General features: G+C 49.0%; 6 protein-coding genes, 1 tRNA gene and 3 rRNA genes. 8 read left to right on the top strand and 2 right to left on the bottom strand.

The features are described 5' to 3' along the window. The first annotated feature begins 112 nt into the window (after positions 1-112). From pyrB to rrf, 8 genes are all read left to right on the top strand, one after another. Positions 113-1,021: an aspartate carbamoyltransferase gene (gene pyrB / locus IPM52_01990; GenBank protein MBK9290397.1), complete on the top strand. Its 909-nt coding sequence runs from the start codon at positions 113-115 to the stop codon at positions 1,019-1,021. 18 nt (positions 1,022-1,039) lie between these two features. Next, positions 1,040-1,507, top strand: a complete 468-nt coding sequence (locus IPM52_01995; GenBank protein MBK9290398.1) for an aspartate carbamoyltransferase regulatory subunit — start codon at positions 1,040-1,042, stop codon at positions 1,505-1,507. 90 nt (positions 1,508-1,597) lie between these two features. Further along, a complete protein-coding gene (locus IPM52_02000) occupies positions 1,598-2,281 on the top strand; it encodes an ATP-binding protein (GenBank protein MBK9290399.1) in 684 nt (227 codons plus the stop codon). 72 nt (positions 2,282-2,353) lie between these two features. Continuing rightward, complete coding sequence (gene yaaA, locus IPM52_02005) at positions 2,354-3,121, top strand: peroxide stress protein YaaA (GenBank protein MBK9290400.1); 768 nt, start codon at positions 2,354-2,356, stop codon at positions 3,119-3,121. Between the two features lie 473 nt (positions 3,122-3,594). Then, a 16S ribosomal RNA gene (locus IPM52_02010) occupies positions 3,595-5,116 on the top strand. Positions 5,117-5,396: 280 nt separating this feature from the next. Next, a tRNA-Ile gene (locus IPM52_02015) sits at positions 5,397-5,470 on the top strand. Between the two features lie 445 nt (positions 5,471-5,915). Then, positions 5,916-8,839 (top strand): 23S ribosomal RNA (locus tag IPM52_02020). A 208-nt stretch (positions 8,840-9,047) separates the two neighbouring features. Continuing rightward, positions 9,048-9,160 (top strand): 5S ribosomal RNA (rrf, locus tag IPM52_02025). The 16S, 23S and 5S rRNA genes sit together here with 1 tRNA gene alongside, the layout of an rRNA operon. A gap of 168 nt (positions 9,161-9,328) precedes the next feature. On the opposite strand, the gene IPM52_02030 is transcribed toward rrf, so the two are convergent. Beyond that, positions 9,329-10,501 (bottom strand): SPOR domain-containing protein, encoded by a 1,173-nt coding sequence (locus IPM52_02030; GenBank protein ID MBK9290401.1) that lies wholly within the window; start codon positions 10,499-10,501, stop codon positions 9,329-9,331. Then, entirely contained in the window at positions 10,498-11,658 is a 1,161-nt protein-coding gene (locus IPM52_02035; GenBank protein MBK9290402.1) for a tetratricopeptide repeat protein, read from the bottom strand. The genes IPM52_02030 and IPM52_02035 overlap by 4 nt, the downstream gene beginning before the upstream one ends. Positions 11,659-11,685 lie beyond the last annotated feature (27 nt).

Genomic DNA, 11,685 nt, shown 5'->3' on the forward strand with positions numbered 1-11,685 from the left:
AGGACAGGCTCCATCCATGGGTCTGTCTTTTTTATTGATTTCATTTCCGACGGCTTCTGCCGTCTTTTTTTTGTTCATCAACAGCCTGAAATTCAACTAAAATTCAAATTACATGAAAAACAAAAGTTTGGTTTCGATCAGCGATTACTCCAGGGAGGAGATATTGCGGATTCTTGACCTGGCAGCAGAGTTCGAAAAGCAGCCACGACAGGAATTGCTTAGAGGTAAGGTGATTGCATCTCTCTTTTTCGAGCCTTCAACGCGCACGCGCCTGAGTTTCGAGAGTGCAGTGCAGCAGCTTGGCGGAAGCATCATTGGTTTTGCCAGTGCCGACACCAGCAGCGTGCGCAAAGGCGAGAGCCTCAAAGACACCATCCTCACTGTGAGCAACTATTCCGACCTTATCGTGATGCGGCACCCTGTCGACGGCTCGGCACGTTACGCCAGCGAAGTTTCTCCCGTTCCCATTATCAATGCAGGCGACGGCGCCAATCAGCATCCTACCCAGTGCCTGCTCGACCTGTATTCCATCCGCAAAACCCAGGGCAAACTCGAAGGACTGGATGTGGCTTTTGTGGGCGACCTCAAATACGGCCGCACAGTGCACAGCCTGGTGATTGCCCTCACGCAGTTCAACACCCGTTTCCATCTCGTTTCGCCGGTCGAGCTCAAATTGCCCAGCGCAGTCAAGCGCTACATCAAAGAAGCCAAACTGGAATATTACCAGTACACCGACCTGAACGAAGTCATACCCAATTGCGACATCCTCTACATGACACGTATTCAGCGCGAGCGTTTCCCCGATCCGCTGGAATACGAAAAGGTGAAAAACTCCTACAACCTGAACAATCAGATGCTCGAAGATTCCAGACCCAACCTCAAAGTACTGCATCCGCTGCCACGTGTAAACGAAATCAATGTGGACGTGGACACCAATCCAAAAGCCTACTATTTCGAGCAGGCACTCAACGGCGTATATGTCCGCCAGGCCATTGTGGCAAGCATTCTTGGTCTTAAATAACCTAAAAAACAAATAGTTATGAACGATAAAAGACAACAGCTCATCGTATCAGCCATTAAAAACGGTACTGTTATCGACCATATACCCGCAAAAAGTGTATTTCAGGTGCTCCGCATCCTCGGACTGGACAACACCCAAAAGCAGGTGTATTTTGGCGTAAACCTCGAGAGCAAGAAATACGGAACCAAAGGCATTATCAAGGTGAGCGACCACTGGTTTGCCAGCGAAGAAATCAACAAGATTGCCCTTGTTGCGCCAACGGCCACACTTATCGAAATCCGCGATTACGAAGTGACCCGGAAAACAGGCGTCGAAATACCCGAACGCATCGAAGGCATTGTCAAATGCTTCAATCCCAATTGCATCACCAACAAGGAAGATGTGGGAACTAAATTTACCGTAATCTACGATGAACATAACGAGCTGAAACTTGCCTGCCATTATTGCGAGAAAAACACCTCCCGCGATAACCTGGTATTCATCTGATCTGCAATTTCATCCTACATTTCAGCAAAGCCGGGGTGAGGTTATGCCCAAACTTTCGGAGCTTTGTGCTGTTATTTGCTAAAACTGCCCATGTCCGACTATATTCACAAACTCATTGCCCAGGGCGAACATCAGCAACTCGACTTCAAGTTCGAGATTTCCGACAGCCGCAAGATAGCCCGCACCCTGGTGGCTTTTGCCAATACTGACGGGGGCCGGCTCCTGATTGGGGTTAAAGACAACGGAGCCATAGCCGGCGTTCGTTCCGAAGAGGAATACTACATGGTTGAAGCAGCAGCACAATTATATTGCAGGCCGGAGGTAAAATTCAAAACCCGGGAGTGGAATGTGGATGGTAAGGTCGTTCTCGAGGTGGTGGTGCCGAAAAGCACCGACGTCAAGCACAAGGCTCCCCTGAAAGGCGATGATTTTAAAGTGTTTATACGCGTCGACGACAAAAACATCCTTGCCGATCGCATGCTCCTCGCCTACTGGCGCCTGTCCGAATCCGGAAAGGCGGTTCATATCCGCATCACACAGGTCGAAATGAAGCTGTTCAGCATGCTCTCCGATGGCCTGCGTATCAGCCTCGAAACCTTCAGTGCTCAGGCAGGCATTTCGCGAAAAAAAGCCGAAGATGTACTGTTAAAGATGATGCTAATCGGACTCATTGAGCTGAAAATGAACGACAAAGAAACGTATTTCATACTCCGCGATGCCTCCCTGCTGAATGAAATCAGCGAAAAGGAAACTTTCAGCCAAATGATGCGATAGTATTTCAAACTTTTACTGCGACATGTTGTTTGTTTGAGTTGATAGTATATTATAAGGTGTAAACTGAATGCCATGATTATTCTGCTCTCGCCTGCAAAGACCCTCGACTTCAGTACGTCCGTACCTGCGCTGACTACCAGCAAACCCGCTTATGCACACAAAGCGGATATGTTGGCCAATGAACTCCGCAAGCTCCAACCCGAGCAGCTCGCACAGTTGATGGATATCAGCCCAAAACTGGCTCAGCTCAATCACGAAAGGTTTCAGCTATGGGGTTCGCCTACAAATGTTGAGGCCATGCGCCCGGCTGTGCTGGCCTATAAAGGAGATGTGTACGAAGGTTTGAAGGCCGATTCCATGGGCCCCGATGACCTGCACTTTGCACAGCAACATCTGCGCATCTTGAGCGGTATGTATGGCATACTTCGTCCGCTCGACCTGATTCAGCCATACAGGCTCGAAATGGGCACATCGTTTGGAATTGGACAGTACAAGGATCTTTATGCTTTCTGGAATGCCGACATTACGATGTCGTTGGCCGAGGACTTAAGAAATGAAGCACAGCCATTCATCGTCAATCTTGCTTCCCAGGAATATTCCAAAAGCGTCGATTTCAAGGCGCTGAACTGCAGGGTCATAGCACCCGAATTTAAAGACGGAAAAGACGGAACCTACCGGATGATCAGCTTTTTTGCCAAGCGTGCCCGGGGGCTCATGGCCTCGTGGTTGATCAGAAACAGGGTGAGCAATGCCGACGACCTGGTTTCATTCGCTGCTGAGGGATATGTATTTAACCCCCGTTTGTCCACCCCAACCAAGCCGGTTTTCACCAGGGGATGAGGGTCGCCTTAAAAAAGATATCAACAATCCTGTAGTTTATCAAAATAAATCCTGTAACTTTGTAGGCCTTTTTGCAAAGTACAGATCTTTGATTAGATTGAAAATCAGGAGTACATTCCGCGACAGTGCTCCGCTTTGGGAAAAATAACTAAGCTTTGGCTTATGATTTGATTCCCAATGTGGTTGCACAAATTGTTAATAAAATTTCAAAAAAATGTGCTCTGTTTCAAAAATCTGATTTATCTTTGCAGTCCTGTTTTTCGGAAATAAAATTTTCGGGAACAGAAATGAAACGAGTTCTTTGAACTATTGGAGCCAAAAAGCCAGAGGAAGTCAGGTATTTCTTTGTGGTCATGCGATGGTCACGGGTTTTACCAAGCTTCAGGCAAGAAAGTCAATTCACGGATATAATAGGATAGCGAGAGGCCGGGGGTAACTACTTCGAAGGTATAGATTTTATAGAAAGAACAAATACTATGGAGAGTTTGATCCTGGCTCAGGATGAACGCTAGCGGCAGGCTTAATACATGCAAGTCGAACGGCAGTCGGGCAGCAATGCTTGATGAGAGTGGCGCACGGGTGCGTAACGCGTATGCAACCTACCTTTAACAGGGGGATAGCCCGGAGAAATTCGGATTAATACCCCGTAGTAATTATTGGTGGCATCACTGATAGTTTAAAGCTAAGGCGGTTAGAGATGGGCATGCGTTCCATTAGCTAGTTGGTGAGGTAACGGCTCACCAAGGCGACGATGGATAGGGGACCTGAGAGGGCGATCCCCCACACTGGTACTGAGACACGGACCAGACTCCTACGGGAGGCAGCAGTAAGGAATATTGGGCAATGGACGCAAGTCTGACCCAGCCATGCCGCGTGCAGGAAGACGGCCTTATGGGTTGTAAACTGCTTTTGTCAGGGAGTAAATCCTTATACTTGTATAAGGTTGAAAGTACCTGAAGAATAAGCATCGGCTAACTCCGTGCCAGCAGCCGCGGTAATACGGAGGATGCGAGCGTTATCCGGATTCATTGGGTTTAAAGGGTGCGCAGGCGGGCGAATAAGTCAGGGGTGAAATTCCACGGCTCAACTGTGGGTCTGCCTTTGATACTGTTTGTCTTGAGTTTAGTTGAGGTGGGCGGAATGTAGCATGTAGCGGTGAAATGCATAGATATGCTACAGAACACCGATAGCGAAGGCAGCTCACCAAGTTATAACTGACGCTCATGCACGAAAGCGTGGGGATCAAACAGGATTAGATACCCTGGTAGTCCACGCTGTAAACGATGATCACTCGTTGTTGGCGATACACAGTCAGCGGCTAAGCGAAAGTGATAAGTGATCCACCTGGGGAGTACGATCGCAAGGTTGAAACTCAAAGGAATTGACGGGGCCCGCACAAGCGGAGGAGCATGTGGTTTAATTCGATGATACGCGAGGAACCTTACCTGGGCTCGAACGTAAGATGACTGTAGGTGAAAGCTTACATCCCTTCGGGGCATTTTACGAGGTGCTGCATGGTTGTCGTCAGCTCGTGCCGTGAGGTGTCGGGTTAAGTCCCATAACGAGCGCAACCCTTATCATTAGTTGCCATCAGGTAAAGCTGGGGACTCTAGTGAAACTGCCTACGCAAGTAGAGAGGAAGGTGGGGATGACGTCAAATCAGCACGGCCCTTACGTCCAGGGCTACACACGTGCTACAATGGCCGGTACAGAGGGCAGCCACCTGGTGACAGGGAGCGAATCTCGAAAGCCGGTCTCAGTTCGGATCGAAGTCTGCAACCCGACTTCGTGAAGCTGGAATCGCTAGTAATCGCGCATCAGCCATGGCGCGGTGAATACGTTCCCGGGCCTTGTACACACCGCCCGTCAAGCCATGGGAGCCGGGGGTACCTGAAGTCGGTAACCGCAAAGGAGCCGCCTAGGGTAAACTTGGTGACTGGGGCTAAGTCGTAACAAGGTAGCCGTACCGGAAGGTGTGGCTGGAATACCTCCTTTCTGGAGAGGTAGGAAACAGAGCGGTCTTTTTTTAGGATAGATGGATGACTTTAGTAAGAGGGGGCAAGTAAGTTTATGACCTATTGTTGATACAGAGAGATGCGTTGATTTTTCTCTGGTTTTTTTGGGCTTCGACAAATGCGATCCAAGATATAACACAGGGCGAAGAGGAAGCTGACCCCAGGGTTAAGGACAGGATGCTTGGAGCAGGACGGGATAAACGCCATCAGAGGGGAAACCACAGCATGAGCACACTGTTGGCCGGATAATTCAGCTACACAGTCCCGTAGCTCAGTTGGTTAGAGCACTACACTGATAATGTAGGGGTCGGCAGTTCGAGTCTGCCCGGGACTACTGAGCAGGCGAGACTGAGCCAAAGACAGCGGGATCCGTGAGGGCTGCTTGATGCGGATTGCCAGAAAAAGTTAAGGGTAAGGCCGGTTACGAGAAATGGGTAGGATGGTGAACGTTGAATACCAGTACCTGGCAGCTCACCACTCACCATTCACCATTCAAACAATTCACAGACGACCCAGCCGCTATGACATCAGATGGTCAGATGAGCATATTGAGGGTGAGACCAGGTCCGGAGGGTTCGACTCCCTTGATCCTCGCAAGAGCGGTTAGGTTGATAATCGCAAGTTCTTTGACATGGTGACAAACTTTAAAAGACACAAAACCGAGTGAGATAAAAATCTCACACACTTGAGCCGGGTGATGGGCGAGAGCTTTGGGAGACTGAAGATGGAGCACATTACCTGAAAATTAGGAAAGAACTCAGATACGATAGTTAGTACGGAAGAAAGTGACTAAGGGCGTATGAGGGAGGCCTAGGCTCTCAGAGGCGAAGAAGGACGTGATAAGCTGCGAAAAGCACCGGGGAGTTGCAAATGAGCTGTGATCCGGTGATATCCGAATGGGGCAACCCCTCCTGATGAAGTCAGGAGATCCTTATGCTATAGGCATAAGGAGGCGAACCCGCTGAACTGAAACATCTTAGTAAGCGGAGGAGGAGAAAACAATAGTGATTTCCCAAGTAGTGGCGAGCGAACGGGAAGGAGCCCAAACCGGGATTGTTACGGCAATTTCGGGGTTGTAGGACCTGCGAAGTACGTTAATAAATCATAGCGGAACACGGTTGGAAAGCCGGACCATAGGAGGTGATAGTCCTGTATGCGAAATGGTTTATGATGTTAGCGGGTATCCTGAGTAAGGCGGGACTGGAGGAATCCTGTCTGAAACTGGCGGCACCATCCGCCAAGGCTAAATACTCCTGAGAGACCGATAGTGGACCAGTACCGTGAGGGAAAGGTGAAAAGAACCGCGCGCAGCGGAGTGCAATAGAACCTGAAACCATACGCTTACAAGCGGTCGGAGTGCGCCGATGGCGTATGACGGCGTGCCTTTTGCATAATGAGCCTACGAGTTACACCTTTTTGGCGAGGTTAATCTGCTTAGAGCGGAGGAGCCGAAGCGAAAGCGAGTCTGAACAGGGCGTTAAGTCAGAGGGGGTAGACGCGAAACTTTGTGATCTACCCATGGCCAGGTTGAAGGTGCGGTAACACGCACTGGAGGACCGAACCGGTGGTCGTTGAAAAGACTTCGGATGAGCTGTGGGTAGGGGGTGAAAGGCCAATCAAACTGAGAGCTCGCTCGTTCTCCCCGAAATGTTTTTAGGAACAGCCTCGGATTATGAAGTCTGTTAGAGGTAGAGCTACTGATTGGGCTAGGGGCTTCACCGCCTACCAAACCCTGACAAACTCCGAATGCTATGACATGTTAGATGGGAGTGAGGGCAAGGGTGCTAAGGTCCTTGCCCGAGAGGGAAAGAACCCGGATCATCAGCTAAGGTCCCCAAATGTATGCTAAGTTGATAAAACGCGGTTTGACTGCATAGACAGCTAGGATGTTGGCTTGGAAGCAGCCATTCATTTAAAGAGTGCGTAACAGCTCACTAGTCGAGCGGTCGGGCATGGATAATAAGCGGGCATAAAGCATACTACCGAAGCTATGGATTGGAGTTATAGGACTTCAGTGGTAGGGGAGCATTCCAGTCGGCGTGGAAGGTGATGCGTGAGCGTTGCTGGAGCGTCTGGAAAAGCAAATGTAGGCATAAGTAACGATAATTGCGGTGGGAAACCGCAACACCGGAAGACTAAGGTTTCCTGATCAACGTTAATCGGATCAGGGTTAGTCGGGGCCTAAGGCGGACCCGTTGTAGAGGCGGGGTAGTTGATGGACAACTGGTTAATATTCCAGTACTGACTGGTATTGCGAGGGAGTGACAGAGGAGTTAAGGCGTCGCCTGCTGACGGAATAGCAGGTTAAAGGGAGGTAGGTAAATCTGCGGCAGGCAAATCCGCTGCGGATGCTGAGGCCTGATAGTACCGGGATCCTTATAGGAGACTGGATAGTGCGCTGGGTACATACTTTCGAGAAAACCTTCTAAGCATCAGATACCAGTTACCCGTACCGTAAACCGACACAGGTAGTCGAGGAGAGTATCCACAGGTGCTCGAGTGAATCATGGCTAAGGAACTAGGCAAAATAACCCTGTAACTTCGGGAGAAAGGGTCCCGCTGTAAGGCGGGCGCAGAGAAATGGCCCAGGCGACTGTTTAACAAAAACACATGGCTTTGCGAAATCGAAAGATGAGGTATAAGGCCTGACACCTGCCCGGTGCCGGAAGGTTAAGAGGAGATGTCATCCGCCTAAGGCGGAGAAGCATTGAATTGAAGCCCCGGTAAACGGCGGCCGTAACTATAACGGTCCTAAGGTAGCGAAATTCCTTGTCGGGTAAGTTCCGACCTGCACGAATGGTGTAACGATCTGGGCACTGTCTCAGCCATGAGCTCGGTGAAATTGTAGTAGCGGTGAAGATGCCGCTTACCCGCAACGGGACGGAAAGACCCCGTGCACCTTCACTACAACTTAACATTGACATTGGATGCATGATGTGTAGGATAGGTGGAGACTGCGAGATGGTACCGCCAGGTATCATGGAGTCGACCTGGAAATACCACCCTTTGTGTATTTGATGTCTAATCTGCTTAGTGCGGAGACACTGTTTGGTGGGTAGTTTGACTGGGGTGGTCGCCTCCAAAAGAGTAACGGAGGCTCCTAAAGGTGCGCTCATGGCGATTGGTAACCGCCAGCAGAGCATAATGGTATAAGCGCGCTTGACTGTGAGACCGACGGGTCGATCAGGTAGGAAACTAGAGCATAGTGATCCGGTGGTTCCGCATGGAAGGGCCATCGCTCAAAGGATAAAAAGGTACGCCGGGGATAACAGGCTGATCACTCCCAGAGCTCATATCGACGGAGTGGTTTGGCACCTCGATGTCGGCTCGTCGCATCCTGGGGCTGGGAGAAGGTCCCAAGGGTTCGGCTGTTCGCCGATTAAAGTGGCACGTGAGCTGGGTTCAGAACGTCGCGAGACAGTTCGGTCCCTATCTGTTGTGGGCGTTGGAAGCTTGAGAGGAGCTGACCTTAGTACGAGAGGACCGGGTTGGACAAACCTCTGGTGTACCTGTTGTGGCGCCAGCTGCATAGCAGGGTAGCCAAGTTTGGAGAAGATAAGTGCTGAAAGCATCTAAGCACGAAACTTACCTCAAGATGAGGCTTCCTTAGAGGAACCATGTAGACGACGTGGTAGATAGGCTGCAGGTGTAAAGGTGGTAACATCAAAGCCGAGCAGTACTAATATTCCGAAAACTTTTTCTGTGGTTATGGTATATGAGTTGTTGGGTTTAGGTGATGAGAAAGTCTTTAACGAAGTTTTGTGTCTTGTTTGTCCTGTGTTGATGTGGATGGAATGGGTAACGGGTTACGGGTTAAGAGTTACGGGTTACGGGTTACGGGTTACGGGAGTTGAACACCGCTCACTGCTCACCGCTCACCATTCATCACCCACACCACACACTAAAGAAATTATGGTGACTATAGCGGCAGGGCTCACCTCTTCCCATTCCGAACAGAGAAGTTAAGCCTGCCAGCGCCGATGATACTGCGCCACAAGCGTGGGAAAGTAGGTCGTCGCCGCCCCATACAAAAACCCCGGACACAAAAGTGTTACGGGGTTTTTTGATTTTTGACCAGCCAATTGCCTAAATCTTAATAAACATCAGGTGCCCATTGTTTGATGGGCACAAAGGTTAAAACAAATAAGAATACATTGCAGATGGTAAGTGGCTGGCTGAAACAGCTGAAAAATTACCTGCTTTTCATTTGAGGAGTAATGCTGATGCGTTCGTTGTTGCGATATGCCACTACGAAAGCGTCGTGAATTCCCCGTCCCTGAAGCAGTTTGGCATACGACTCTGCTTCTGAGTAAGTCCGGAAACTGCCGGTGGAATAACGGTATAGCCCGTTTGAAACGTTCTCAACTATTGGGTTTTCAAACTGAACATCGCGAAATAGCGCCTGTGGATTATTAATCCGTCTGCTTGCGGCGTATATCTGAACCCTGTATTCAATGTCCGAACTTACAGCTTGTGGCGGAGAGGCAGCTGGCACAGCGGGTTGTGGTATTTCCAGTGCGGGTAGGGTCGGCTGCTGAATTCTTTCGCCCGGAATTTCAGCAAACTTCTCGTAATCAATAACATATACAGGGCTTACCGGAGCCGTTCTGCGTACGGGACTCGTGGCAGGTTGCTTGCCAGGTGTGCGGCGGGGCGAAGGTGCGGAAAGTGGCAGGCGGTAATTGATGCCAAAATGTGTTTGAACCAGGATATCGTACTGATATCCATCGCGGTAATAATCGAGATCATCAGATATTAGTGTGCTGAACATCCCTTCGGCGAAAAAATGTAATGAAGGTAATAGTTTGAACTGCAACCCGATGGCAGCAGGGAAAAAGAAAGCCTCACTTCGGAAATTGTTGGCAGCAGCAGTGGTGTAATCAATTATAATGTTGCCGTTTTGGGTATTTTTCCTTGTGGACTGCCACGAATTGTATCCAACGCCCAGCGTACCATAGAGTGACACCCGACGGTCAGCAAGCCCCCAAAACAGGTTGCTCATGTTGAGGAACGAATGGGCAAAAAAGGTGTTGCTGTTTCCGGAAAACTCATTATTCAGCGGATTGCCATTGGAATAGTTTTCCTTTTGGGAATAGTGAGAAATCCTGTTGAAACCCAACCCGATTCCGTGTTTTTCGTTGAAATTGAAGCGGCCATAGAAACCAAAACTTGGTTTTGTTTCGCCGGAGAATTTTTGGAAATAATTTTTCTCGCTGATGTCTCCGTAATACTGACTGAAACCACCGAATCCACCAAATTCGAGGTTCATTGATTCCTGACCATTGTTACCATTGCCGTTATTTTGAGCTTTGGCAGGAATAAACCATATCAGCAGAAACGCAGCAAACAAAATTCCTTTGCTCATGGCAGCCTGTATTTTCTAGGACAAATTGTTGACAGGTACTCGTTTGCACTTCCGTAGCCCAGGTCATATGCCTTTTTCCAGTCTTCGCAGGCGCCTTCAGTATTGTTCAGGTAATATTTGGCAACTCCTCTGTTGAAGAAATTCCGAATCCAGTTAGGATAATCTACAATCCGTGCGGGTCGCAACAGTATTGCCTTGTCGAACTCGGCTATGGCCTCACTGTGCAAGCCCATCTTGCTTTTTGTGTTTCCGCGATATGCATAAAGCATGAAGTCGTTCGAGGAGGGATTTTCTTCAAGGGCTTTGTTGAATGCTTCGATCGCTCCCAGATAATCTCCCATCTGATAACGAAGAATTCCCCAGTTGTAATGTCTTTCGTAAGCCGAGTTGGCTGCTTTCAGGTCAATATAGAAGGCCTTTGCGTTCTGAACAAAGCTCCGGTAAGTGCCAAAGTCAACTTCGTAGAATGTGCGTGTGAACAAATCCCGCCAGTTGTCGGGAGATGTCTGCATGCGGATCAGGTTGTCGTTCAGATATGTGCGCACCAGCTTAAACCTGACAGCTTCCTTGTCGCCAGCCTTAACTGGAAAAACAGCCAGAATGAGGTTGCCATCGCTGATGATTTTTCCCTGTTTGCGATCTTGAATAGCTTTGATGATCTGGGCTTCGTAACCTGTATTGCTTTGCTGAAAATTTTCGACCACGCCGGTGGCATAATTACGCAAACGTAAACCGCTTCCAAGAAAAACTGTTTTTTCGTAATTCTTGATCGTTCCTGTGAGAAAGCAACGTAAATCAACGAGGTACATTACGTTCCATGGTATGGGTTCCGGCAGCATTTCATTTAATTTTTCACTCCTGAAAACCCAATAGTCAATTGATTTATAGCTCCTCCAATTGCGCTGAAGGTATGAAAACTCGTATTCACCGTCGTTGTAAATCCTGACAAGCACATTATATTGTTCGTCGTCGATCATTATCTTGTGAAGGTCGAGCCTAATAAAGTTGTCCTGCCCCAGCAGATCGTGCCCTTCCGGCCTGGATGTGACCGACCTGCTGTCAGCAAAAGGTATTTTATTTGGTTCGCTGTACCAGGTGCCATTGTCCTGCAATGCCCAACCTGTGGCGCTTGTGATCGAAGCAATCACAGGCGACATGATGGAGAAATCTTGCAAATCAACAGT

The organism is Bacteroidota bacterium (assembly GCA_016715945.1).
Classification (GTDB): domain Bacteria; phylum Bacteroidota; class Bacteroidia; order Bacteroidales; family F082; genus JALNZU01.

Bases quoted from the DNA above. Each gene is read 5' to 3' on its own strand.
- IPM52_02030 (MBK9290401.1), bottom strand. From the start codon at position 10,501: ATGAGCAAAGGAATTTTGTTTGCTGCGTTTCTGCTGATATGGTTTATT.
- IPM52_02000 (MBK9290399.1), top strand. From the start codon at position 1,598: ATGTCCGACTATATTCACAAACTCATTGCCCAGGGCGAACATCAGCAA.
- yaaA (MBK9290400.1), top strand. From the start codon at position 2,354: ATGATTATTCTGCTCTCGCCTGCAAAGACCCTCGACTTCAGTACGTCC.
- IPM52_01995 (MBK9290398.1), top strand. From the start codon at position 1,040: ATGAACGATAAAAGACAACAGCTCATCGTATCAGCCATTAAAAACGGT.
- pyrB (MBK9290397.1), top strand. From the start codon at position 113: ATGAAAAACAAAAGTTTGGTTTCGATCAGCGATTACTCCAGGGAGGAG.
- IPM52_02035 (MBK9290402.1), bottom strand. From the start codon at position 11,658: ATGTCGCCTGTGATTGCTTCGATCACAAGCGCCACAGGTTGGGCATTG.